Origin of the sequence: Acidithiobacillus sp. (assembly GCF_023229925.1) — a bacterium.
In the GTDB taxonomy this organism is placed as follows: domain Bacteria; phylum Pseudomonadota; class Gammaproteobacteria; order Acidithiobacillales; family Acidithiobacillaceae; genus Acidithiobacillus.
The window spans coordinates 1,239,396-1,263,702 of the sequence record NZ_JALNYM010000001.1; the positions used below are offsets into that span (position 1 = coordinate 1,239,396).

The window sequence follows — 24,307 nt, forward strand, 5'->3', positions numbered from 1 at the left end:
CCAGAAGGAGAGTCCAATGGCGAATAATCGCCCGAATTCGATGTTGAAGCACCCCAAACTGGTAGTCACTGCCGTCGTAGCGGCATGTTTTGGTTTTTCACTGGGTGCGACAGAGTGGGCACAGGCCGATACGCCGACTTCGCCCGCCTTGTCCATCGCCACCAATACGGCCCCCCAGCAGGCCTTGGTCGCGCTGCCGGATTTCACCCCAATTATCGATCGTTACGGCCCGGCAGTAGTGAATATCAGCAGCACCACGAATAAGGTCATTCACCAGCAGACCAACCCTTTTCCGCCAAACTCGCCTTTTTATCAGTTTTTTCATCACTTCATGGCTCCCGGACAAAACGGCTCAGCCCCCCAACAACATGAAAAAATCCAATCTCTTGGGTCCGGCTTCATCATCAGCCCCGACGGCTATATCGTCACTGCCGGTCATGTCGTTCGCGGCGCCAACCATATCGTCGTTACCCTCACCACGCACCATGCCTATCCGGCCAAGCTGATCGGCCTCTCGGTACGTTACGATACGGCACTGCTCAAAATCGACGCCAAGGACTTGCCTACCGTGCCCCTTGGCAACTCCGACGATCTGAAGGTTGGCCAATGGCTGCTCGCCGTCGGCGCGCCTTTCGGCTTCTATAACACCGTGACGCAGGGCGTGGTCAGCGCCATGAACCGTCCGCTGCCCGATGACGAATACATCCCCTTCATCCAAAGTGATGTGCCCATCAATCCCGGCAACTCCGGCGGACCGCTCTTCAACATGAAGGGTCAGGTGATTGGCATCAACGACCAGATTTACACCAACAGCGGCGGCTATATGGGTCTGTCCTTCTCGATCCCCATCAATACCGTGATGCGGGTGGTGCAGGACTTCAAGGATCACAAAGCGATCCAGTTCGGCTATCTGGGAGTCGAAGTACAGGATGTCACGCCGCCGATGGCGCAAGCACTGCACCTCAAGGAGCCGGTGGGTGCGCTCGTCGCCTCCGTCATGCCGGGTAGCCCGGCCGCCAAGGCAGGCATCAAGCCCGGTGACGTCATCGTCACCTATGACAACAAGCCGGTGTACAATGTCGGGCAGTTACCGCCTATGGTTGGCAATACCCTGCCGGGCACGCAGGCCAAGGTCGGCATCCTCCACCGCGGAGAAGCGGAAACCAAAGAGGTCCTGATTACCGCCCTACCCAAAAACATGGAAGGGCCTTCCGGCAGCCAGGGGTCCTCCACGGCGGCCAAGGTAGGCAAAATTTCCCGCATGGGCATCCATGTCCAGTCGCTGACCCCCAGCATTGAGAAGCAGTTGGACGTGCATCATGGTGTCGTGGTGGTCGGCGTTAGTGAAGGCGCGGCAGCGGAAGCCGGGATCATGCCGGGCATGATCCTCCAGCAGATTGATCAGCAGGACGTCAACAGTCCCACCCAGTTGGAACACATTGTCGCCGCTCTGCCCGCTGACCAGCCTATCCCGTTGCTGGTGCGGCAGGGCAAAGCCAGCATCTATGTGGTGGTGACGCTGCCTAAGAAGTAGAGTCGCGACAATACGACGAGCATCACCCACGTGGGTGATGCTTCTGATGTAGTTCCTTCAAACGCGCCTGCGCCACATGGGTATAAATCTCCGTGGTGGACAGATTCGCGTGGCCAAGCATCAACTGCACGCTGCGCAGGTCCGCGCCGTGATTCAGCAGATGGGTGGCAAAGGCATGACGCAGGCCGTGGGGAGAGACGGTCTGGGTGATCCCCGCAACATGGGCGTAATGCTCAATGTTTTGCCAAAAACGCTGCCGGGTCATGGCGGCTCCACGTCCCGTCACGAAAACGGCAGCACTGATGCGTTCGCCCAATATCTGCGGACGACCGCTTTGCAGATACTGCGCCATGCGTCCGACGGCCATTTCCCCCATGGGCACCAGACGTTCCTTGCGACCCTTGCCAAAGACCACCACCAGACCGGCGCTGAGGTCCACCTGGCGCGTCTCCAGATTCACCAGCTCCGACACCCGCAAACCGCAGGCGTACATCAACTCCAGCATGGCCGCATCGCGCAGTCCCAGAGGACGAGTGCAATCGGGGGCGGCGAGCAGGGTCTCTGTTTCGGTTTCACTGAGGACATGGGGCAGCGCCCGGCCGAGGCGGGGACTTTGCAGATTACGGCTGGGATCACGGGGCACCCAGCCCTCCCGCTCCGCATGACCGTAGAAACGGCGCACGCTGGAGAGCAGGCGGGCCACGGAACGCAGAGCCGCTCCTGACTGCAGCTTCTGCCCCAGGATACGCGCCAGAGCACCTTCATCGGCCGTGGTCAGGGTCAGCCCTTGCGCCACGAGAGCAACCGCCACCTGCAGCAGATCCTGACGATAGGCCGTCAGGGTATTTTCACCGAGGTTTTTTTCCAGCCACAGGGCGTCGAGAAAGGCATCTATCTGCTGACGCTCAGCAGATACAGCAGCGGCTGCAGTCATTGAATCGCCCGGCTGCGGAAAAACAGCGCGTCAAAGTGCCAGCGGGTCAGCCCAGAAACAGGCGTGTAACAACCAGAGGATGAATCCATGCCAACGGTCCTCCCGTCAAGGATCCGGCGCGCTGCGCAGTGCGCCACAGAGACCAGAAGCCTGCCGGTCCACCCTGCGCCACGCCACACTCGGCCACCTGTAACCACCACTGCGGGCCAGAGCCGGACGCCGCGGCATACAAGGCCCCCTGCCAACTGAATGGCGCAGGCACTGGCTCCAGGGCTGCGCGCTCGCGATAAGCGGCCAGCGTACTGAAGTCCGGCCAATCCTCTTGACGCTTCCATCCGGCAAAGCCAAAAGTGGTAGCCGCCGCACTGAACAACACTTTCCGCGCCTGCCGCAAACTCCGGTGGGGTAATGCCAGTAAACTGCCGAGCCAGACATAGAGACGAATCAGCGGCAAGGGATCCTTGCCGCCACCGCCCTCAATGATCATCAGGGTAACGGTCAGGAAAAGCTGACGGATGGCGTCCAAAGGCTGGTCGCCGAGGGCACGGATACGCCCCATGAAGGCAGGCAGATCGCGATCCCGCAGGGCATGGAGCAGCGGTTTGTCTATTGCCGGATCGCGACTGGCACGCCCCTCCGGGACCACCACAGCCACCCCGGCAGGCAGTTGCCAGTGACTCTGCAAAAGCGCCATCGCTCCCAACGAAAAGGGTCGAGCAGGGAGATCGGCAGTAGCGTCATGCCACTGCCCGTAAAGGATGGTACGCAGACCCTGGGCGTGGTTATCATCGGCCAGACGCTGGGCCAGACGGTTGAGGACAAGCCGCCGGGCGTTATCGTCCTCCGCCATACTAAACAGCAGCGGCGCCAACGTCTCCAGATCACCCTCTTCAATGCCCTTGGCGAAGATGTCCGCCTCCATGTCCAAAGGCATGGGGTTGGCGGCCTCAGACCTCAGCGCAGCGGGCGGCATGGCTGCTGGCTTCACCAGCGATGCCTCCTGCACCTGTATGGCAGTCGCCAACAGCGCTGCGGGCAAAGACTCCGCATCAGCGAGGAGCGCCAGGGTATCCGCCACCATCTGCAGGGCCTGCTCATCTGCGGCGGCAGCCCACCAGTACGGCAACAAACGTTGCTGCCAGGCAGCGCGCAAGACCAAGCGCTGAGCGGAATCAGCCCAAAGAACTTCCCGCTCAGATAGAGAAGCAGAACGCCAGCATTCGAGAATATCCCTCGAACCCGGCGTCAGCATCCCCTCATCCAACCCGAACCCGGCCATGGCCGAGTGCCGCGTCAGGCTGCATCAGCCCAGCTTTTCTTTGATGCGCGCGGCTTTACCGGAGAGATCACGCAGGTAGTAGAGTTTGGCGCGGCGCACATCACCACGGCGCTTCACCTCCACCTTGGTCACCAGCGGCGAATAAGAGGGGAAAACGCGCTCCACCCCTTCACCATTGGAGATTTTGCGGACCGTGAAAGCAGAGTGCACGCCACGATTGCGGCGGGCAATGCAAATACCTTCAAAAATCTGAATGCGCTCGCGGTCGCCTTCCTTCACTTTCACGTGAACGGCAACCGTATCGCCCGCACCAAAAGCCGGCAGCTCCGACTTCATTTGTTCTTGGTTAATTTCGTCAATGATGTTCATGCCCAACTCCTTAGCCTAGTATTACTGCGTTTCGCCGCCCTGACTGCGATACTCTTCCAATAATGCCTTTTCACCGGCCTGCAGCCCCCGTTGCTCCAGCAAATCCGGGCGCCGCTCGGCGGTGCGTCCTAACGACTGCTGCAAACGCCAGCGGCGGATGCGTGCGTGATCTCCGGAAAGCAGCACCTCCGGAACCCCCTCCCCCGCCACCACTTCGGGCCGGGTGTAATGCGGGCAATCCAGCAAGCCGGACGCCGCAAAACTGTCTTCTGCCGCCGAATCCACATGCCCCAGCAGACCCGGCAACTGCCGCGCCACCGCCTCCATCAGCACCAGCGCGGGCAATTCACCACCTGCCAGCACATAGTCACCGATGGACCATTCTGCATCCACCGCTGCCAGCACCCGCTCGTCAATGCCTTCATAGCGGCCTGCCAGCAGAATCAGGCCCGGCAACGCCGCGAAATCCTGCACCGCCTGCTGCTGCAAGCGCCGCCCCTGGGGCGACAAGTAAATCACCGGCGCCCCCGGATTAGCCTGCCGCGCTGCCGCGATAGCCGCCAGCAAAGGCGGCGCCATCATCAGCATGCCCGGCCCGCCGCCAAAAGGGCGGTCATCCACCCGCCGGTAGGTACTGTCACTGAAATCCCGCGGGTTCCAGGTTTGCACCTCAATCAGCCCGCGGGTCAACGCACGCCCGACAATGCCCTCCTGCAAATAACCGTGGATCAGCCCCGGAAAAATGGTGATGACATCGAAACGCATCACCAGTCGGCTTGCCAATCCACGACAATCTGCCCAGCGGCCAGATCCACACCCGCAGACGCTTCGTCCGACCACGGAATGAGCAACTCACCGCCCTTGCCATCGTCGACCACCATCACGTCATTCGCCCCGGTCTCCAGGAAAGCAGACACGTCGCCCAAAGCGACGCCTTCCCGGTTCAGCACCCGCAACCCGGTCAGCGTACTCCAGTAAAACTCACCGGCTCCCAGCTCAGGCAATTCAGCCCTGAGCACGGCGATTTCCTGCCCGATAAGGGCACGCGCCTGCTCACGGTCATCTACCTGCGCCAGCTTGGCCACCACGCCCTCGCCCTGCATACGCCCGTCTTCCAGCACCCAAGGGCACCGGGCCGGGCCGAGATACCAGGGCGAGTAGTCGAGGATAGCGTCGCGATCTTCGGTAAAAGAAAAAACCTTCACCATACCGCGCACCCCATAGATGCCGGAGACACGCCCCAGCACCACCCACTCTCCGGCGTCAGGCGCTGACGACACCCGTCTTGCTCACGCCTTCTTTCTTCAAAAAGCCGGCGACGGTATCGGACGGCTGGGCACCCTGACTCAACCAGTAAGCGGCGCGTTCTTTGTTGATCCGCAGCTCGGCTACTGCCCCAATGGGGTTGTAAAAGCCCAGACGCTCAATAAAACGACCATCCCGACGGCTACGGCTGTCGGTCACCACAATGTGATAAAAAGGCCGCTTCTTGGCGCCGCCCCGGGCCATACGAATGACTACCATGTGTTCTCCTTAACCATGATCCTCTCCCAATGTGCGGGAGAAAGGCGCGTATCGTAACTAAAAACAAGCTCTAACGGAAGGGTAAACCGCCCTTCAACATCGATTTGGGATTCATCCCCAACAAACGGCTGAGCCCCCGGCCCCCTTTACCCATTTTTTTGAACATCTTTTGCATCATTTCGAACTGCTTAAGCAGGCGGTTGACCTCGGTAACAGTCGTCCCGGAACCTGCCGCAATCCGCCGCCGTCGCGAGGCTTTGATAATGTCCGGATGCCGCCGTTCGCCAGGCGTCATGGAATTAATCATGGCCTCCAGACGGCGCATCGACTTGCCGTCCTGCATGGCGCTTTGCGCTTCGGCGGGCAACTCGCCCATGCCGGGCAGCTTGTCCATGATACTGGCCATACCGCCCATACGCTCAAGCTGGCGCAACTGCTCACGGAAGTCTTCCAGATCGAAGCCCTTGCCGCTGCGCAGCTTGTCGGTCATCTTCCGGGCCTGATCTTCGTCCACGTCCTGCTGGACCTGCTCCACCAAGCTGACGATGTCGCCCATGCCCAGAATGCGCGAAGCCATGCGATCCGGATAAAAAGGCTCCAAGCCCTTGCGGATTTTTTCACCGATACCAATAAACTTGATGGGCTTGCCGGTAATGGCTCGCACCGACAGCGCGGCGCCACCGCGGGCATCACCATCGGCCTTGGTGAGAATCACGCCGGTCAGCGGCAGGGCATCATTAAAGGCCTTGGCGGTATTCACCGCATCCTGACCGGTCATGGCATCGACCACGAAAAGCAACTCCACCGGTTTGACCGCGGCGGTCAGGGCTTGCGCCTCGGCCATCATCTCGCTGTCCACGTGGAGGCGCCCCGCCGTGTCGACGATAAGCACGTCATAGACACCGCGCTGGGCCGCTTCCACCGCATCCTGGGCGATGCGTACCGGCTGCTGGTCCGGGCTGGTGGGAAACACATCCACCGCGATATCTTTACCGAGGTGCACCAGCTGCTCCATGGCGGCAGGACGATAGACGTCGGTACTGACCATCAGCACGCGCTTCTTTTCTTTGTCCTTGAGCCACAGGGCGAGCTTGGCACTGGTGGTGGTCTTACCCGAGCCTTGCAAGCCCGCGAGCAGGATCACCGCCGGGGGACGGGCACTAAGATCGAGGCGATCATTGTGCGCCCCCATCAACTTTACCAGCTCATCATTGACGATCTTGACGAAGACTTGCCCCGGCGTGAGGCTTTTGACCACCGCTTCGCCCATAGCCTCTTCGCGGACGTTATGGATGAAGTCCTTGACTACCGGCAGAGCTACGTCGGCCTCCAGCAGCGCCAACCGCACATCGCGCAGTGCGTCGCGGATATTATCCTCGCTCAGCCGTCCCTGGCCGCGCAAGTTCTTGAAGGTCTGGGTCAGTTTCTGGGTCAGATTGTCAAACATGGGTCCCCCTCGTGTAGGGGTGGATTTTGGACTGTATGGAGCGGTCGCGCAATGCGTGACATCCCCCCGCCGCACCGGCAGAGGATTGAACTGGTGCCGTTGATAAGGCTGCATCCGCACTGGTTTCTCCGAAATCTGCCGCCGCTCAGGCATCCGGCGGCCAGTGACGGCTCACCGGATCAAACCTGCCGGATACTTGAAAATTGCTTCGAGCACCCGCTTCCGTCATCTGGAAACGGCAGAATCCGACCCTTCGCCACCACTAAAGCCGGGGGATTCCCTGTTTTTGGTTAAGCAGGCTCAACCTGCCAACGCAAGCATCAACTGATTGATGCGAGCGACGAAACCGGCAGGATCTTCTAATTGTCCCCCTTCAGCCAGAATCGCCTGATCCAGCAACAGTGCTGACCATTCGGCGAAGCGCGTATCATCTTTTTCGCCTTCTATGCGTACCAGCATGGGATGGGTAGGGTTGATCTCCAGGACAGGTTTGGTGCTGGAGATTTCGTGGCCGGCCTGCTTGAGCAATTGTTGCATGTACAGGGCCATGTCCCGCTCGCCTAGGACGATACAGGCCGGAGAGCTGGTCAGGCGGTGAGAGACGCGCACCGCCTCCACCCGCTGGCCTAAGGCGTTTTTGATGCGTTCCACCAAACCTTCAGCACCCTTTTCGGTTTCTTCCTGCGATTTGCGTTCTTCTTCGGTCTCGATAGCGCCCAGGTCAAGCGCACCTTTGGCGACGGATGCCAGTGCCTTACCCTCAAATTCGGGCAAATGGCTGGTCAGCCATTCATCTACGCGATCACTGAGCAGCAATACTTCGATGCCTTTTTTGCGCAGCAACTCCAACTGTGGGCTGTTTTTGGCGGCAAGGAAGGAGTCCGCAGTGATGTAGTAAATTTTGTCTTGACCCTCGGCCATACGCGCGAGGTAATCGGCCAGCGATACATTTTGCGTGTCCGTGTCCGTGTGCGAGCTGGCGAAGCGTAGCAGCTTGGCGATCTGTTCGCGGTTGCTGTAATCCTCGCCCGGTCCTTCCTTGAGTACCCGTCCGAATTCATTCCAAAACGTCTGATATTTTTCGGGCTCTTTCCCGGCCATTTCCTCCAGGAGACTCAGTATTCGTTTCACCGACCCGGAGCGCATCTGATCAATGACTCGGTTACCCTGCAGAATCTCGCGGGAAACGTTAAGAGGCAAATCGCTGGAATCGATCACACCGCGCACAAAGCGCAGGTAGCGGGGAAGGAGCTGCTCGGCATCATCCATGATGAAGACGCGCTGCACATAGAGCTTGATACCGTGGGAATGGTTGTGATCCCAAAAATCAAAGGGGGCTTTGGCAGGAATGAAGAGTAAGGATGTGTACTCCAGTCGTCCTTCAACATGGTTGTGGCTCCAGGTCAGAGGGTCGCCATAGTCGTGGCTGACGTAGCGATAAAACTCCTTGTACTCGTCGTCGCTGATCTCGGACTTGGATCGTTGCCAGAGCGCGGAAGCCTTATTGACCGTTTCCCATTCGTCACCCGGCTTGCCATCTTCGCCCATTTTGCGCATACGGATCGACAGGGGTATGTGATCCGAATACTTGTTGATGATGCTGCGTAAGCGCCAGGCGCTGAGCAGGTCCTGGCGTTCTTCCTCACGCAAGTGCAAGACGATTTCGGTACCGCGCGCGGGCAGACTCAGGGTTTCCAGAGTATAGGTTCCGGTACCGTCCGACTCCCAGCGAACACCATGCTCTGCCTCCATGCCGGCGCGACGCGTGTTCAGGCTAACGCGATCCGCAACAATGAATGCCGAATAAAAACCTACTCCGAACTGGCCGATCAGCTTGGCGTCTTTGGTCTGATCACCGCTGAGGCGTTCAAAGAACTCTCGCGTTCCAGACTTGGCGATAGTGCCGATATGAGCAATCACCTCGTCGCGGTTCATGCCAATACCGTTGTCTCGCACGGTAATGGTGCCAGCCTCGGGATCGAAGTCCACCTCGACCTGAAGCTCGCTGTCACCTGTTAAGAGGGTGGGGTCGGCTAATGCCTCGAAACGTAGCTTGTCGCAGGCGTCAGAGGCATTGGAGATCAACTCGCGCAGAAAGATCTCTTTGTTGGAGTAAAGCGAATGGATCATCAACTGCAATAGCTGATTGATCTCGGTCTGAAATTGCATGGTTTCCTTGCTGGCGGTCATTGTCTCTCCTGAATTGATGGGGTTCGCGCAGAGAGCGAACGGTTGAATGTAAGCAGGCTGGAAGTGGTGTCTGCTAAAGAAAAAATCAAGGCCACTGGTGCCTCATCCAAACCAGGCGCTAAGGCTTCAGTACACAGTCATCGCTGCTCAGGGTCCCAAAAGGGAAGCGCACGAGCCTGAATGCTGGGATAGAGATGGTGACGATCATGAAACATCGTCGCTCGCACCAGGGTTCGGCCATAGGGCAACTCAGCCAGCACCTGGAATGCCCGGGGAAGTTTCAGGCAGTAGGTGCCAGGCACACCGTTGCGCACATGCGGCAGATAAAAAAACGAAAAATCCCCTAATGCGTACACCAGCCGCAGCGGGATCCAGAACCAGAGAAAGGCCCAACCACCTACCAAAAGGCAAGCGCCAAAAATGCCCACCCGCCACCAGAAGTCTGGCGAAAGCGTCCGAATTCCGTGGGGCTGCCTTATCCAGCGGAAAAACGCTTGCTCGGGCACGGTCAAAGCCCCCCAGGCGGCCCGCCATGGTCCACCCAAAAGATGAAAGGCATCAGGATCCGCACGAGTCGCTGGATGCCGGTGGTGCCCGAAATGGATTTGCCTGAACTCGTCATACCCCAATGCAAAAGGCGTAAATGGCAGAGGCATCAATCGTGTGGCGAAATCCACTCGTGTGGGGCCGCGCAAATGAAACAGTTCGTGGGTATAGATCATCCAGCGGGGCAACAAGAGCAACACCATGATCACCAATATCCAGCCCGGCATCGCTAACGCTACGACGGTGCCGTAGGCGCTGAAGAGCAGCAGCACAATAATCAAACTTCGGAACTGGTAACGCCGCGCATCCGCCACTGTAGCGACATGTGGATCATTGGCGGGAGGTTTAGGTTGATGTGGTTGCATGGTGTGAATCCCAGAACTGCCTTATCCTACGACGCCACTATGGCTGCCGATAAGGTGAATAGCCACCTGGAGGCACATCACCATCGCACAATTCGTTGGGGCCGGGATATGATCGGCGATGGACCAGTGGGAAGTGAGTGTTCGGATAGGTCGACGTGGCACGGTTATTCCTCATCGGACATTGATGTAGAAAATCTTGAGAGCGGTAATATAGCCCGTTTTTGCTCCATAGTACGTTCCAGACGAGCGCATCGGCCAGCAGCGCCCCGCCGAGGCCCTGCCCTTTGAATGTCCGATCGACGGCCAAGCGGCCCATACGAACGGTCGGATGGCGCGGTAGCTTCTTGCCGGTGCTGGCTGGAAGATCGGCCAGCAGCAGGCTTGCTGACGCCAAGGTGTAGTAGCCCGCGATGCGCTTTCCATCCGCCAAGGCCACGAAACAGGCGACCATGCGGCGGCGAACGTCTTGGGTGACTTGCTCGCGCAAGTAGCGGTTCAACGATTCCGAATTGCTGTTGAACGCAGCGCAATCATGCCTGGCATCGAGCGGCGCAAGCTGGAACTGACTCACTCAGTGCGCAAGAGCTTGCTGCGACGGGCGAAAGCACGTTCCAAGGCTGGGGGCGGCTTCGGTGGCGATAGCAGCGCCTGTGCAAAACACGCCTGATTGGCCAGCGAAAGCCTGATCACTTCGGCATGTTCAATAGCGTGCTGCGCGGCGTCCTGGATGGCGCCCACAACGAAATCGGTCATCGTGCGTCCCTGAAGTTCAGCCGCGCGTTTGAGCATCGCATGCCGATCCGTGCTGATCCGGGTTTCGAGACGGGCGGTCGAGATGGCAGCGGGCACGGTGTTGTCCTCCCGATGCAGTCATACGGCAAATTGCCGTACAGAGCAATGGCCACTGGGGATTGCCGGGCCAAAGAATAAGAAACATAACACAATGAATAATAATCACTCTTTCCGACATAAAGTAAGGCATAGGGCACTCAGGGGGCGGTTCGGGACAAAATGGGGCGCTTATCCACAGGTCAGGCGGTTGTCACGGTGAGGCCAAAGGGAAGGCTAAGGGGTGCGGTTTGGGTGCCGGTGAGTGCCCACGGGTTGCGGCTTGGTGTCCCATGAGTGCCCCACAAGGGGCTTATGATAGTCTGGAGTATTGCCTAACACACTGTTTTATTTGGTGGGGACGGCGGGATTCGAACCCGCGACCCACGGCTTAAAAGGCCGCTGCTCTACCGACTGAGCTACATCCCCCAAGGAAGGCCCTGGCGAGACAACCGTCAGGGCTGCGTATTATCGGGTGCAGACGGGGACGGGTCAAGGCACAATCGCTGCAGCGTCGGCACCACCACCCGAAGAATGGCGGGCATTGGATATTTCCGTTCAGCCTGATCTTCAGCATACCTTGACCTGCAACAGCTCCTCCCCTGCCGGGTCCACCAGATGGACGGCGCAGGCAATGCAAGGATCGAAGCTGTGGATGGTGCGGAGGATTTCCAGAGGCTGGGTGGGCTCGGGGAGTTCGGTGCCTTTGAGTGCCGCCTCGTACGGGCCGTCCTGTCCGGCAGCGTCTCGCGGGCCAGCGTTCCAGGTGCTGGGCACCACCGCCTGGTAGTTGTCGATGAGACCCTCCTTGAGGACCAACCAATGGGCTAGGGCACCGCGGGGCGCCTCCGTAAAACCCACGCCGCGCGCCTCGGTGGGCCAGGTGGCGGGCTCCCAGAGGGCCGGGTTGAAGGTTTCAAGTTTGTCGGCACGGATATTGGCCATAAGCTGATCGTACCAGCCCTGCATGGCGTCAGCGATGATCTTACTTTCCAGGGTACGGGCGGCGGTCCGCCCCATGGTGGAAAAGAGGGCCTCGACGGGCAGGTCCAGCTTGCGCAGGCTGCTGTCAATCAGGGTGCGGGCCTCCTGGTTGCCGCTGGCATAAAGGACCAGCATCCGGGCCAGAGGCCCCACCTCCATCGCCTTACCCTTCCAACGCGGCGACTTGATCCAGGAATAGCTGGCCGCGCTGTCCAGATGCGCGTAGGGCGGTTGGGGTCCGGTGTAGTCCAGGTGGGTTTGTCCTGCAAATGGATGGAGCCCCTGGTCCTTGCCCACGGTGTAGGAATACCAGGAATGAGCCACAAACTCCTGGATCTGATCGGGGGCGCGCAACTCCAGGGGGTGGAGGGTGGAGAGGTCCCGGTTGAGAATGATGCCACGGGGGATCATGAGACTGTCCAAGTCGTTGATGCCGTGGGAGGGGAACTCGCCGTAGGTCAGGAAGTTGCCCACCCCTTCGCCCTTGCCGAACCAGTCCTTGTAAAAACCGGCGATGGCGAGGGTGTCGGGCAGGTAGACCTGATCCACGAAACGATGGATCTCGCGGATGACATGCTGCACGATCTCCAGGCCCGTCATATTGACGGCGGTAGCTCCGACCCCCACCGCCGCGCCATCGTGCAGTGCTGCGGGTGATACGCTGATGGCCGTGGGGACGCCACCCACCACAAAGTTGGGATGGGGGTTCTTGCCGCCGAAGACGGCATGGAGCTTGGCTACCTCCCGCTGCCAGGTCAGGGCGTCCAGGTAATGGGCCAGCGCCATGAGGTTGGCCTCGGGCGGCAGCTTGTAGGCGGGGTTGCCCCAATAGCCGTTGGCGAAGAGGCCAAGTTGTCCGGAGGCCGCTAAACGGGTGAACTTGTCTTTCACTTCGGCGAAGTAGCCCGGTGAGGAGCGCGGGTAATCGCTCAGGGATTGGGCCAGCGCGGCCGTTTTGGCGGGATCCGCCTGGAGGGCCGAGAGCACGTCCACCCAGTCCAGGGCGTGCAGTTGATAGAAATGCATCACATGATCGTGGACGAACTGGGCGGCGATCATGAGATTACGGATCAACTGGGCGTTTTGCGGGATGGGGTAATGGAGCGCGTCCTCCACCGCCCGCACCGAGGCGATGCCGTGCACCAGGGTGCAGACCCCACAGATGCGCTGGGCGAAGGCCCAGGCGTCGCGGGGATCGCGGCCCTGGAGGATAATTTCCAGGCCGCGCACCATGGTCCCGGAACTGGAAGCGCCGGTGATGACACCATCCTTGACCTCGGCTTCGATGCGCAGGTGTCCCTCGATGCGGGTAACGGGATCGACAACGACGGTTTGCTTGACCATGAATCACTCCTGCTCCGTAACGAGATGGTCGGCCACCAGCTCCAGCAGACTCTGGGCCGTCTTGTCCCCATGGAAATGGGCTTGGCCGTCGTCGAAGGTCTGACGGCAGTTGGAACAGGTCGATACCAGCATCTCCGCCCCTGTGTCCTCCACCTGCTGCATCTTGATCTGGTAGGTTTTGTAGCGCAGGGGATCGGCCCGGTGGATGGTCACCACCCCGCCCCCGCCCCCGCAGCACCAGTTGTAGGCGCCGTGCGCGTCCATCTCCCGCAGTTCCACCCCCAAGGCGCGCAGCACTTCCCGCGGCGCCTCGGTGACGCCGCCGCGGCGCACGATCTGGCAGGGATCATGGAAGGTCGCCGAGTTCCGCACGGGTTGCAGTTGCAGCTTGCCCTGGCGGATCCCTTCCGCCAGATACTCGGCGATCTGCAGCACCTGGAAGGGCAGAGGCTTGCCATAGAAATTGGCGCCCTGCCAACGCAGGGCCTGATAGGCATGGCCGCATTCCGGTAGGATGAGCATGCGGGCACCCACCGCGATAGCGGCCTCGATGAGCTTGAGGCTCGCCTCCCGCTGACCCTGCTGGTCGCCAGCGAACATGCTGAAATTGGTAGCCTCGTAACCATCGCTGCGAAAAGTCCAGGACGCGCCCATCCGCTTCATGATCTTGGCCAAGGCGACGATGGACTGGGGATATTTCATGACCTCAATGGAGGAGATGGTCATGAGGACGTCCGCCCGTTCCCGATCTAGGGGAATCTCGACATTGTGCTCATCCTCCAGCCAGGCGATGCGGTCCTTGAGGACCGCCGGGGTGGTACCAAGGGGGCTGCCTTCCCGTTTCGCGCGCTCCACCGTCGCCCAGAGTTCATGGGGCACCAGCCCGGCGGCGGCCATGCCGTGCCGGGCTAAACCCACGAGGCTGGCGATGTCGATGCCCATGGGGCAAACCATGGTGCAGCGCCCACATTGGGTGCAACTGTCGTAGATCAGCTCCTGCCATTCTTCCAGTGCCTGCACGGTGACGCGGCGCTTGAGGTTGAACAGACGGAAAAAAAACGAAAACGGCCCGGCTTCGCGCTTGTAGGCCTGCTTGAAGGGTTCCAGCTTCCAGATAGGGGTGTACCTGGGGTCGCCGGTTTGCACATAGTACTGACATACCTCGGCGCACTGGCCACAATGCACGCAGGACTCCATGTAAAGGGCAGCGGTGGCGCCGAACTCCTTGACGAAGCCACGCATGGCCCGATCGAGCCGCTCGGTGTCGGCCATCTCGCCCTGCTTGTCGTAGCGTGGCTCGGGTTTCTGGATGCTCAGACGAGACTGGTTCAATTCCAGAGGGAACTGCGTATCTATGCTGGTCATGTCTGTGCCCCCCGACGGCTGTAGATCGTCCCGGTGACACTACGGGAGAACAGGAAGAGCACGGTATGGGCGAGCTTGCTGAAGGGCAGCCACGCCAGCAGGAGTTCCGCGCTCAGCATGTGCACAGCGAGCAAGTCCTCATAACGGCCACCCAGATGGTAATAGGCCATAAGCCCCGTGAGCAGTGGCGTAAAGACCAGCAGCCAACTGAAGTAGTCATCGAAATTGGAGATCCGCCGCAGCACCGGATGGGTGGCACGATGAGCGAGGAGGGCGAGGAGGCTGATCAGGGCGACGCCGGTGGCAAAGGTGATCACCCCTGTTGGCAAGCCCGGCCAGGACAAGCCCGTGATGTCGCGGATGAGAAGGATGTGGGGCACCAAACCCAGAATCACCAACGCCAGGCTGAAGTGAAAGACATAGCTCACTGCCTCCCAGTGGAGGATGCGGGGCCGGAACTCCCGGCGCGGCCACATGCGGGTAAAGATGGTCCTGATGCCCTCCAGCCAGGCGTGGCGCACCCGCGGCTCCGAAAGATCACGGGGTCGGCGCAGAACCAACACCCCCACGAGCCGCCAAAACATGCCGAAAACCAGGATGATCAGCGCGGCCTCCAGGGCGGGGCCGCGAGCGAAATCCAGCAGGTCTGTCTCAGTGCTCATGGGAATCCTCCTTGGGGGGCAGGCTGTTTACCTCTTTGGCGCCTTTTGCAGCGGACGCTTGCTGACGGGAGCGGGCGAGCGCTGCCGCTCCCACCCCGACCACTGCTCCCCCCAGCGCCGCACCGCCCAAAACCTCCCCGCGCGGCCAGTGGCCGGTAGCTGCAGGCAGGGGCCGGTAAAATCCGCCTTTGTCCCAAAAGTCCGGCTCGGAGCAGCCCAGGCAACCATGACCGGATTGGATGGGAAAGCTGGTCCCCTGGTTCCATTTCAGGGTGGCGCAGGCGTTGTAGGTCACCGGTCCCTTGCAACCCAACTCATAGAGACACCAGCCGTTGCGCGCGCCCTCGTCGTCGAAGGTGTGGGCGAAGCGGCCCTCGTCGTAGAAAGGCCGGCGGTAGCAACGGTCGTGGATGGTATTGCCGTAAAACGTCAGCGGTCGCCCCTGGCGGTCGAGGGCGGGCATCCCGAAACTCAGGTAGTAGACGACCACCCCGGTCATCACCTCGGGGATGGGCGGACAACCCGAGACGTTGATGATGGGGCGGTCGCGGACGACCTCCGAGACCGGCACCGCGCCGGTGGGGTTGGGTGCCGCATAGGGAACGCCGCCGAAAGCGGCGCAGGTCCCCACCGCGATGATGGCCGCAGCCCCCTGGGCGGCATGGCGCAGGTCATCGACAGCGCTTTGGCCCGCGGCCACACAGTAGGCGCCGCCTGCTCCCATGGGCACGGCCCCGTCCACGATGAGGATGTACTTGCCCCAGGCCTTGCGCATGGCCTCCTTCCGGGCCGCCTCGGCGGCCTCACCGGCAGCGGCCTGAAGCGTATCGTTGAAGGCCAGGGAAATGTTGTTGAACAGGAGGTGTTCGATGGTAGGCGAGAAGGAGCGGGTCATGGACTCCAGGCAGCCGGTGCATTCCTGATAAGAGAGGTAGATCACCGTGGGCCGAGGGGCGCTCGCCAGCTTTTCCGCCATCGCCGCAGCAGCGGCAGGAGGCAGGGCCAGCAGGGAGGCGGTGGCGGCGCAGAATTTCAGGAAGGCGCGACGGCTCAGGCCGTTTTTCCGGAATGCGTCGAGGATGGTATCTTCCATCAGTGCCCTCCTGGTTCACCAACGGCGATGCGTTGCCGCAGCCGCTGCAGCCCGACCGCGATGTCCGTGGTATCGGCTGGAACGATCTCCGGCACATGGCATACTTCCAGCGACTCCGTCAGCAGGATTCCGTCCTCGCTGGAATGGCGCACCCACCACACACCTGGCACCCCGGTCTCATCGATGCGGGAGGTTCCCAGGGTTGCCAGTTCCATGTGAACCTCTCCCGTCCCCAGTATCTCCCGGAGCATATCCCGGTCGGCGGGGGAAAGGGGCAAGGAGCCAAGATCGATGCAGTGCCGCCGCCCCGAGAGGAGCAAGGCATCCAGGGCGGCGACAATCTCCTGCAGCAAGGCTGGCGCGTTGGCGGCGGGGCTAGGTGCGGGACGGATAGGAATGGCATCAAGCGTCTTCACGTTGCCATTCCTCCAGGAGCGAGCGGGCGCGACGCCCGGCTTCGGGCAGGGATCGGGCCAACGGCAAACTCAGGGTGTCGCCCCAGGCGATGGTCCGGGGCTGAATGCCGAGCAATGCCCGCCGGGGCGGAAGACAACCGAGCAGGCGCGCCATGTCCAGCAGTTCGGCTAGACTGGCCTCGTGCACGCTGCCGGCTCTCGGACGGGCCAGGAGACGGTCCATCTCAGCCCCCTGGAAGAGGGTCACCTGCCCAGCTTCCCGCCCCGATTCCACGGCATCCGCCACTAGCAAAGCATCCACCCCCTCCAGTTCAACCAGCAGCGACGCGCCGATCGTGCCCCCATCCAGGATCGTGACGCCGGTCATGGGTGCCTGCCCGGTGAGCCAGCGGACGACGTGCACGCCCACTCCATCGTCCCCTTGCAGGATATTACCCAGCCCCAGTACCAGTATGCTTCCCATCGTGCCCTCGTGGGGGATCGGAGCAACGGCGCTCAAACGTGCTTGTCCGTATCCAGTGCGAAATGCCCGGAGAACTCCGCGTGGTCGAGGACGTGACCGAGTGGATGGAATTCGCGGGCACGGGGGTCCGCGGCAGGGGGCGGTCCGAGTTGGTCGCTGTCCCGACCTCCCTTGCGCAGCCTTCCTTTCACCGATTCCCAGCCAGCGCCTTCGGCGAGGCCGAGGGTGGGCAGATCGGTCGCCATCAGGATAAAGTCATAGTGTTGAAGCTGATGGTTGGCGTCTGCCTCCGGCGGGCGGTAAGCCATGGTCCCGAAGTCATTGCGCCCCAGCTTGGCGCCATCAGGCAATGGGCCGCCTTCGTGGATACCTTCAGCGGCAGGCGGCAGGTCGTAGACCAGCCACTTGACCTTGCGCCCCGCTTCCGCCTCGCGATGCTCCATGAGCAGGATCAGGCTTTTGGTACCGGGTGGCAGATGCTGCCAGAAGATGGGCGGGGTGCGCCCGTCGCCGGGTTGAGTGAAACGTCTGGCGATCCAGTCGTCAGGATCGATGCCGGTACTGAATACCTTCATCTCTGCCATGGTGGCCTCCTCACAAGTGTGCGGGCGGTTGGCCAAGTGCTGCGGTCGCCTTCGATACGGCCATGCCCGCGGAAATTTCCCATTCCCGCCTAAGGATAGCAGATAGTCGGTGCTGTCGATGGATGCGTTGCGTGGCGATCCTTCAGGGGAAGACGCCTTAGAGGTTCGGGTTTTCCTCCAACGCCAACTGATCGTCAAGGGTTTCGCGGCGGCGGATAAGGCGGTGCTGGTGGCCGCTGATGAGCACCTCGGGAGGACGGGGGCGGCTGTTGTAGTTGCTGCTCATGGCGAAGCCGTAGGCGCCGGCGCTCATGACGGCGAGCAGGTCACCAGCCCTGGCCGCTACCGAGCGGTCCTTGGCAAGGAAGTCACCACTTTCACAGACCGGGCCGACGACATCCAGGGCTTGTCCTGTTTCGGCGCTTTGGTGCAGGGGCAGGATGTCATGCCAGGCTCCATAAAGTGCGGGGCGCAACAGGTCATTCATGGCTGCATCCACCACGCAGAACTGCTTGCTGCCGTTGTCCTTGAGGTATTCCACCTTGGTCAGCAGCACGCCGGCATTGCCCACCAGCGCACGGCCCAGCTCCACAACCCGCCGTGCCGCTCCGCCTTGCAAAGCCTGATCCAGTGTCCAGGCGTAGTCCGCGGGGCTGGGCGGGATTTCGTCGTGGTAGCGAATGCCCACACCGCCGCCCAGATCCAGATGCTGGAGGGCAATCCCATGGGTCGCCAGTTCGTCATACAGCGTGCGCACCCGCACCGCCGCCTCACCCAGGGGGGTCAGGTCCAGCAACTGGGAGCCGATATGGCAGGCAATACCCTTCAGCTCCAGCGCCGGATGTTGCGCCGCCTGCAGGTAGAGGTGGCGGGCCTGCTCCATGGGGATACCAAACTTGCTCTCCTTCAGCCCCGTAGCGATGTAGCGATGGGTGCCAGGGTCCACGTCGGGGTTGACCCGCAGGGCCACCGGCGCACGTTTGCCCATGTCGGCAGCAATGTCCGCAATGCGCCAGAGTTCGGCCGCGGACTCGACATTGAAGCAGAAGATAGCGGCGTTGAGGGCAGCGCGGATTTCGACGCTCGACTTGCCCACGCCGGAAAAAACGGTCTTGTCGGCATCGCCCCCCGCACGCAGTACCCGCTCCAGCTCACCGCCAGAGACAATATCGAAGCCCGCGCCCAGCTCCGCAAAAATCCGCAGGATGCCGAGATTGCTGTTGGCCTTGACCGCATAACAGACCTGGGTGTTGTCACCGAGGGCAGCGCTGAAGGAGTGATAGCGCTCGCGCAACGCCGCCTCGGAATAGACGTAACAGGGCGTGCCGTAATGCTCTGCTATTTCCTGCAAGGGAAGGTCTTCACCATAAAGGGCGTGATTGCGGTAGTGAAACGTATTCATGGGACAGCGGGGCTCTGAACAGGCGCCGAGGGCTCAACGACGGTGGAGTTCTGGGTAGGAACCGTGGTTGCGGCAGGTGTAACGCTGTGAGCAGGCGGCAGGGTCAGCGCCGTTTTACGGCCGCAACCGCCCAGCGCGAGACCAAGCAACAGCAGTAGGAAGACGGCGCGGGCGCGGTTCACAGAGCCTCCCGCTGCAAGCGCTCACGGGCGCGCAGGATGGCGGCTTGCACTTGCCGGGGTGCCGTACCGCCCAAATGATCACGCGCCGCCAGGGAGCCTTCTAGTGCCAACACCGCATAGACCTCCCGACCGATGAGCGGTGACAAGGCCTGCAAATCCGCCAGTGGCATGGCTTCCAGGCCGATGTTGCGTTCTTGGGCTAGGCGTACCGCCCGTCCCACCACGGCATGGGCATCGCGGAAAGGCAGCCCCTTGCGCACCAGATAATCGGCTAGGTCTGTGGCGGTGGCAAAGCCGCGTTCTGCCTGTGCGCGCATAACCGCAGGCCGGGTCTGCAGGCCCGGCAACATCCGGCCCATGATCTCCACGCTGGCGCGCATTTGGTCGAGAGCGTCGAAAAAGGTCTCTTTGTCTTCCTGATTATCGCGGTTATAGGCGAGGGGCTGGCCCTTCATAAGGACGAGGATAGCGACAAGATCGCCGATCACCCGCCCACTCTTGCCGCGAATGATTTCCGCGACGTCCGGGTTCTTTTTTTGCGGCATGATGCTGGAGCCGGTACAAAAGCCGTCGGGCAGGTCAATAAAGCCGAAAGGTGCCGACATCCACAGGATCAGCTCTTCCGACAGCCGCGAGAGGTGGACGGCGAGGATGGCGAGGTCCGATAACACCTCCATCACAAAGTCGCGGTCGGAGACCGCATCGAGGCTGTTTTCGGCGACGGCCTCAAAGCCGAGTTGACGCGCCACATCCCAGCGGTCGATGGGAAAGGTCGTCCCCGCCAGCGCCGCCGCGCCCAGGGGCAGCACATTCACCCGTCGCCGCGCATCGAGCAGACGCTGGGTATCGCGGTGGAACATTTCCACATAGGCCATACAGTGGTGGCCAAAGCTTACCGGTTGGGCGACCTGCATGTGCGTCAGGCCAGGGAGGATAGTCTCCACCTCCCGCTCGGCAAGGTCGATAAAGACGTTTTGTAGGTGCTGCAGCCCCTGGACGAGGTCATCCAGACAGCCGCGGGCATAAAGGCGCAGGTCGGTTGCTACCTGATCGTTGCGGGAACGGCCGGTGTGGAGCTTCTTGCCGACGTCACCGATGATTTCCGTGAGACGTGACTCGACGTGCATGTGAATGTCTTCCAGCGCGTCGACAAAAGGGAGGCGGTCTTCGACGATCTCCTGCCGCACCTGCGCCAGCCCGGTGACAATAGCTTCCACCTCTGCCTCCGCCAGCACGCCCACCCGGCCCAACATGCGCGCATGAGCCATGGAGCCACGAATGTCTTCCACATACAAACGGCGATCCACCTGAATGGATGCCGTAAAGGCTTCTACTAGACTATCGGTGCCCGCCGCGAAGCGCCCACCCCACATTTTTTCACTCATGCCCACACCTCCTGTCCTGCCCGCGACTATAGCGAAAAGGGGGCATTGTTCGCCAGCGCTTCCAGCCGTCGCCCGGCTCTTTGGCATTCCTCCCCAGCTCTTGCTACAGTCTGAAAGAAGAGCTTACACATGGGGTACAACGGATGGACGGAGCAAAAAAAATGCATGGCTGGCGCTGGCTGATCGTGTTGCTGTTTTTGCTGATTGTGGTGTCGGTGCTGTTCTTCTGGTGGCAGAACCAGCAAACCAAAGTACAGTCCACAGCGCCTGCAGATGCGGCGGCGGCGGTGCAACTGATATCACCCACGGTCTCTACTCGGTCCGTTGCGAACTTTCCCGTTGGCAAGACCATTTCTCAGGGGGGTACGCTGGAGGGTCCCATCAGCGGGCAATGCGGCAACATCAAGTGGCACAACCTCAGTCCCGCCGAAGTCGCCCATCTTCGTAAGCTTTGCCCGCCCGCGGCTGCTACCCGGTCCTGAAGTCACCCGTTTAAGGTGACTGCGGCAGGATTATACGCGCCTCCAGGCCGCCGCCCGAGGCGTTGGCCAGGGTGAAGCGCCCGTGATGGTAGGCCACAATCCGTTCGACGATGGCCAGCCCAAGTCCTACCCCGCCGCCCTTTCCGGCTTGTGCGAAAGGCGCACGCACAGTTTCCAGTTCACTCTCCGCAATGCCCGGCCCGTGATCGCGGACGCGGATCAGCACGCCGTCCGCCGTGGGTTCCGCACTGACATCTATGGGTACGCCACCGTGGGATTGCGCGTTGTCGATGAGGTTTTGCAGGGCGCGGGCCAGACCCACTTCCTGTATGGGCAGCTTCGGTAGATCCGCCGCAGGCGGGTGCCACACCACGTCAGCCTGTTGGCGCAGTATGAACATTTTAAGCCAGGGCCCCAGGTCAGTCGCTACCAGCGGCTCCTGCTCGCCACTGCGGGCGTAATCCAGAAACTGGTGGATAACCTTATCCATCTCCTGAATATTGGCGATAATTTCGCCACGGGCCTCCTCCTCGGCCGGTAGAAATTCGGCACTCAGGCGCATGCGGGTAAGCGGCGTGCGCAGATCATGAGAGACCCCCACCAGCACCATCTCCCGCTCTTTCCAGAGACGATGCAAATCGCGCAAGGTTTGGTTGAAGCGTTCGGCTAGGCGCCGCAAATCGGCTGGACCTGCCTCGGGCAGATCCGCTGGTGTATCGCCGCCGCGCAAACGTGCCACCCCCTGCATGAGCCGGGTGAGAGGTCGGGTCACCTGACGTACCGCCAGATACGCCCCCAGCCAGGAGAGCAGCAAAATCGCCGCCAGCTTGAACCAGGGCAATGGCAGCCCCGGTGAATGGGGCATGGGCATCGCCAGCGCCAGGGTGGCATCGGGCCGAGCTAGCAGCCAAAGCACCCGGCGCTGGCCGTCCATGCGTAGTTGCGCCTGCGGCCAGCCCATGCGGTGCAGCAATTGCAGAGCATTTGCCAGTACCGGCATACGGGGCTTGTGGCCGCGCAGCGTACCGGCAGGAACGATGCGGAGCCCTTGGTGCATCAGTTCGGACGTCGCCGCTCGACGCTGGACCGGGCTAAGGCTTTCACTCAGGGTCAGGATTTGCGCCCAGTTCTGCGCCAGCAGCTCGGCCTGCGGGTTGGCCTGATAGATATTGAAAAACCAGTACACCGCGAGCTGACTCAGCAGCAGCAACCCAGCGATGATGAGAAACATACGGGTAAACAGCGTATCCGGCCAGCAGCGCGGCTTTTTCATCCGGGTAAAGCGCCTTGTTCCCTGGGCGTAGCGTCCCCGCCGTCGGGTACCAGCACATAGCCCCGCCCCCAAACGGTCTGAATATAGTGTGGCTCACTAGGGTCGTCTTCGACGAGGCGTCGCAAGCGCGAGATAAACACATCAATACCCCGTGCCCCCGGTGTGGTGTCGTCGCTGCCGTGGGTCATGGCCAGCAGACGGCCCCGCGAGAGCGGTTGCCAGGGATGGCTGGCCAGCGCGTGCAGAATGGAAAACTCACTGTCAGTAAGGGAGATTTTCTCATCATTCCGCCAGAGACTGCGGCTGCCAAGAGCGAGGCGGAAGGGTCCGAAAACAAGTACCCCCGGGGTTGGATCACTACTGCGCAGATCCTGACTGCGCCGCAAGACGGCACGGATACGGGCAACCAGTTCCTGCGGCTCAAAAGGCTTGGAAAGATAGTCGTCGGCGCCCACATCAAGGCCTTGCACCCGGTCGCTGAGATCACCTCGGGCAGTCAACATGATGATAGGCAAATGCGGTTCCTGCACCCGTAGGCGCTGGCAGATGCTGAAGCCGTCTTCGCCGGGCATGAGGACGTCGAGCAAGAGCAGGTCATAATATTCCCGCTCCAATTGGCGATCCATTTGCACGCCGGAGGCGGCGGCGTGGACGACAAAACCCTGCCCTTCCAGGTAACGCACCAGCATAGTGCGCAGCCGGGGGTCATCATCGACCAGCAGGATTTTGCCGCCCTCCGTCATTTACTTGCCCCAGGGTCCCCGCTTGGTCCCCATTTCCTTATATAAGGCAGTAGCTTTCTGCCACTGCACAGGCGTCAGGACCTTATGGAGATAATTCACCTGCTGGATGCCATGTTCGAGCATCGTGGCATGATCCTTGAGGACCGCTTCCTGCAAGGGGGCGATGGCACTGCCCGACTCACCATTCAGCAGCGCATCACGCAATGCGGTGTTGTGGACCAGCATATCGTGACGCCAGGTCGGCATGGCTTTTTCCTGCTGGGCACGCCAGTTTTTCAGATCCGTTTCCTGGGCGGGGGTCAGCTTAAGGTCCACCGCATGCCGCCAGACAATGGGCATCAGCATGGGCACGGGTGCATTCCGCATCCAGCCCCCCTTGCGCATGGGGCTATGCCGCCATCCTCCTGGACAGGGATGACCGTACATCATGCCCGGTCCCATCATGGGGCCACCATTCATGGCAGGCTGGGCCTCTGCGCCTGCTGCAAAGGCAGGTACTACCGCCAGCGCCATCGTTCCGACCATCAATCCAGATACTACGTGCTTAAATTTTAACATCACTCTGCTCCTCATCACTCAGGGGGAAAGGTGTACCCTTTCCGTGGCAAACAAGTTAGCGCTCCGCTCCGGTGGATACCAGCAGCAAAGTGTCAAGAATTGTGAATGGGGGTGATTGCTTGTTGCTGTGGACACGCCTGGCGGCCTACCGGCGGGAAAACTACTTGGTCAACTTTCTTTCAGGTCGCCCCACTTGGATTGCACCTTACCCACCTCTTTTTTTACCTTACCCTCCGTTTCTTGCTGGTGATCTCCAGCAACCTTTCCAGCCGCCTCTTTAACAGCACCCTTTACAGTTTTCACAAGACCGTTGACTTGATCCTTATTCATGAAACGCCCCTCGCTTCACTATAAA

General features: G+C 60.9%; 27 protein-coding genes and 1 tRNA gene. 2 read left to right on the forward strand and 26 right to left on the reverse strand.

Annotation, left to right across the window (positions count from 1 at the left end; all coding sequences use genetic code 11):
- Positions 1–16 precede the first annotated feature (16 nt).
- Positions 17–1,534 (forward strand): Do family serine endopeptidase, encoded by a 1,518-nt coding sequence (locus tag M0P56_RS06250; RefSeq protein WP_291509174.1) that lies wholly within the window; start codon positions 17–19, stop codon positions 1,532–1,534.
- Positions 1,535–1,556: 22 nt separating this feature from the next.
- On the opposite strand, the gene xerD is transcribed toward M0P56_RS06250, so the two are convergent.
- The 22 genes from xerD to argH form a co-directional block, all read right to left on the reverse strand.
- Positions 1,557–2,468, reverse strand: coding sequence for a site-specific tyrosine recombinase XerD (gene xerD, locus M0P56_RS06255; RefSeq protein WP_291509175.1), 912 nt, complete (start codon positions 2,466–2,468; stop codon positions 1,557–1,559).
- Between the two features lie 46 nt (positions 2,469–2,514).
- The gene (locus tag M0P56_RS06260; RefSeq protein ID WP_291509176.1) at positions 2,515–3,747 is read right to left on the reverse strand and encodes a hypothetical protein; all 1,233 of its coding nucleotides are present in this window, start codon (positions 3,745–3,747) and stop codon (positions 2,515–2,517) included.
- Positions 3,748–3,771: 24 nt separating this feature from the next.
- Positions 3,772–4,116: a 50S ribosomal protein L19 gene (gene rplS, locus M0P56_RS06265; protein WP_291509177.1), complete on the reverse strand. Its 345-nt coding sequence runs from the start codon at positions 4,114–4,116 to the stop codon at positions 3,772–3,774.
- A gap of 21 nt (positions 4,117–4,137) precedes the next feature.
- Positions 4,138–4,881 (reverse strand): tRNA (guanosine(37)-N1)-methyltransferase TrmD, encoded by a 744-nt coding sequence (gene trmD / locus M0P56_RS06270; RefSeq protein ID WP_291509255.1) that lies wholly within the window; start codon positions 4,879–4,881, stop codon positions 4,138–4,140.
- On the reverse strand, positions 4,881–5,396 hold the full coding sequence (gene rimM / locus M0P56_RS06275; RefSeq protein WP_291509178.1) for a ribosome maturation factor RimM: 516 nt from the start codon (positions 5,394–5,396) through the stop codon (positions 4,881–4,883). The genes trmD and rimM overlap by 1 nt, the downstream gene beginning before the upstream one ends.
- Positions 5,380–5,640 carry a 30S ribosomal protein S16 gene (gene rpsP / locus M0P56_RS06280; protein ID WP_291509179.1) on the reverse strand — a complete coding sequence of 87 codons (261 nt, stop codon included), beginning with the start codon at positions 5,638–5,640 and terminating at the stop codon, positions 5,380–5,382. The genes rimM and rpsP overlap by 17 nt, the downstream gene beginning before the upstream one ends.
- 70 nt (positions 5,641–5,710) lie before the next feature.
- Complete coding sequence (gene ffh, locus M0P56_RS06285) at positions 5,711–7,087, reverse strand: signal recognition particle protein (protein ID WP_291509180.1); 1,377 nt, start codon at positions 7,085–7,087, stop codon at positions 5,711–5,713.
- Positions 7,088–7,387: 300 nt separating this feature from the next.
- Complete coding sequence (htpG, locus tag M0P56_RS06290; protein ID WP_291509181.1) at positions 7,388–9,277, reverse strand: molecular chaperone HtpG; 1,890 nt, start codon at positions 9,275–9,277, stop codon at positions 7,388–7,390.
- A 137-nt stretch (positions 9,278–9,414) separates the two neighbouring features.
- Positions 9,415–10,188, reverse strand: coding sequence for a hypothetical protein (locus M0P56_RS06295; protein ID WP_291509182.1), 774 nt, complete (start codon positions 10,186–10,188; stop codon positions 9,415–9,417).
- Between the two features lie 37 nt (positions 10,189–10,225).
- Positions 10,226–10,759, reverse strand: coding sequence for a GNAT family N-acetyltransferase (locus M0P56_RS06300; RefSeq protein WP_291509183.1), 534 nt, complete (start codon positions 10,757–10,759; stop codon positions 10,226–10,228).
- A complete protein-coding gene (locus M0P56_RS06305; RefSeq protein ID WP_291509184.1) occupies positions 10,756–11,037 on the reverse strand; it encodes a DUF1778 domain-containing protein in 282 nt (93 codons plus the stop codon). Before M0P56_RS06305 ends, M0P56_RS06300 begins: the two co-directional genes overlap by 4 nt.
- A 332-nt stretch (positions 11,038–11,369) precedes the next feature.
- A tRNA-Lys gene (locus M0P56_RS06310) sits at positions 11,370–11,445 on the reverse strand.
- A gap of 141 nt (positions 11,446–11,586) precedes the next feature.
- Positions 11,587–13,344, reverse strand: a complete 1,758-nt coding sequence (locus tag M0P56_RS06315; RefSeq protein ID WP_291509185.1) for a nickel-dependent hydrogenase large subunit — start codon at positions 13,342–13,344, stop codon at positions 11,587–11,589.
- Between the two features lie 3 nt (positions 13,345–13,347).
- Positions 13,348–14,709 carry a (Fe-S)-binding protein gene (locus tag M0P56_RS06320; RefSeq protein ID WP_291509186.1) on the reverse strand — a complete coding sequence of 454 codons (1,362 nt, stop codon included), beginning with the start codon at positions 14,707–14,709 and terminating at the stop codon, positions 13,348–13,350.
- A complete protein-coding gene (locus M0P56_RS06325) occupies positions 14,706–15,371 on the reverse strand; it encodes a nitrate reductase (RefSeq protein ID WP_291509187.1) in 666 nt (221 codons plus the stop codon). The genes M0P56_RS06320 and M0P56_RS06325 overlap by 4 nt, the downstream gene beginning before the upstream one ends.
- On the reverse strand, positions 15,361–16,464 hold the full coding sequence (locus M0P56_RS06330; protein ID WP_291509188.1) for a hydrogenase small subunit: 1,104 nt from the start codon (positions 16,462–16,464) through the stop codon (positions 15,361–15,363). Before M0P56_RS06330 ends, M0P56_RS06325 begins: the two co-directional genes overlap by 11 nt.
- The gene (locus M0P56_RS06335; protein ID WP_291509189.1) at positions 16,464–16,880 is read right to left on the reverse strand and encodes a hydrogenase expression/formation protein; all 417 of its coding nucleotides are present in this window, start codon (positions 16,878–16,880) and stop codon (positions 16,464–16,466) included. Before M0P56_RS06335 ends, M0P56_RS06330 begins: the two co-directional genes overlap by 1 nt.
- Positions 16,867–17,343 carry a hydrogenase maturation protease gene (locus M0P56_RS06340; RefSeq protein ID WP_291509190.1) on the reverse strand — a complete coding sequence of 159 codons (477 nt, stop codon included), beginning with the start codon at positions 17,341–17,343 and terminating at the stop codon, positions 16,867–16,869. Before M0P56_RS06340 ends, M0P56_RS06335 begins: the two co-directional genes overlap by 14 nt.
- A 32-nt stretch (positions 17,344–17,375) precedes the next feature.
- The gene (locus M0P56_RS06345; protein ID WP_291509191.1) at positions 17,376–17,927 is read right to left on the reverse strand and encodes a YbhB/YbcL family Raf kinase inhibitor-like protein; all 552 of its coding nucleotides are present in this window, start codon (positions 17,925–17,927) and stop codon (positions 17,376–17,378) included.
- Between the two features lie 157 nt (positions 17,928–18,084).
- Positions 18,085–19,329, reverse strand: coding sequence for a diaminopimelate decarboxylase (gene lysA / locus M0P56_RS06350; RefSeq protein WP_291509192.1), 1,245 nt, complete (start codon positions 19,327–19,329; stop codon positions 18,085–18,087).
- Positions 19,326–19,511, reverse strand: coding sequence for a lipoprotein (locus M0P56_RS06355; protein ID WP_291509193.1), 186 nt, complete (start codon positions 19,509–19,511; stop codon positions 19,326–19,328). Before M0P56_RS06355 ends, lysA begins: the two co-directional genes overlap by 4 nt.
- Positions 19,508–20,896 (reverse strand): argininosuccinate lyase, encoded by a 1,389-nt coding sequence (gene argH / locus M0P56_RS06360; protein WP_291509194.1) that lies wholly within the window; start codon positions 20,894–20,896, stop codon positions 19,508–19,510. Before argH ends, M0P56_RS06355 begins: the two co-directional genes overlap by 4 nt.
- 161 nt (positions 20,897–21,057) lie before the next feature.
- On the opposite strand from argH, the gene M0P56_RS06365 reads away from it, so the two are divergent.
- A complete protein-coding gene (locus tag M0P56_RS06365) occupies positions 21,058–21,378 on the forward strand; it encodes a hypothetical protein (protein WP_291509195.1) in 321 nt (106 codons plus the stop codon).
- 10 nt (positions 21,379–21,388) lie between these two features.
- Here the strand turns inward: M0P56_RS06365 and M0P56_RS06370 are convergent, their stop codons facing one another.
- The 4 genes from M0P56_RS06370 to M0P56_RS06385 all read right to left on the reverse strand — a co-directional run bounded on the left by M0P56_RS06370 (position 21,389) and on the right by M0P56_RS06385 (position 24,282).
- Positions 21,389–22,651, reverse strand: a complete 1,263-nt coding sequence (locus M0P56_RS06370; RefSeq protein WP_291509196.1) for an ATP-binding protein — start codon at positions 22,649–22,651, stop codon at positions 21,389–21,391.
- Positions 22,648–23,394 (reverse strand): response regulator, encoded by a 747-nt coding sequence (locus M0P56_RS06375; protein WP_291509197.1) that lies wholly within the window; start codon positions 23,392–23,394, stop codon positions 22,648–22,650. The genes M0P56_RS06370 and M0P56_RS06375 overlap by 4 nt, the downstream gene beginning before the upstream one ends.
- Positions 23,395–23,952: a hypothetical protein gene (locus M0P56_RS06380; RefSeq protein WP_291509198.1), complete on the reverse strand. Its 558-nt coding sequence runs from the start codon at positions 23,950–23,952 to the stop codon at positions 23,395–23,397. It lies immediately after the preceding gene.
- A 168-nt stretch (positions 23,953–24,120) separates the two neighbouring features.
- The gene (locus M0P56_RS06385) at positions 24,121–24,282 is read right to left on the reverse strand and encodes a CsbD family protein (RefSeq protein WP_291509199.1); all 162 of its coding nucleotides are present in this window, start codon (positions 24,280–24,282) and stop codon (positions 24,121–24,123) included.
- Positions 24,283–24,307 lie beyond the last annotated feature (25 nt).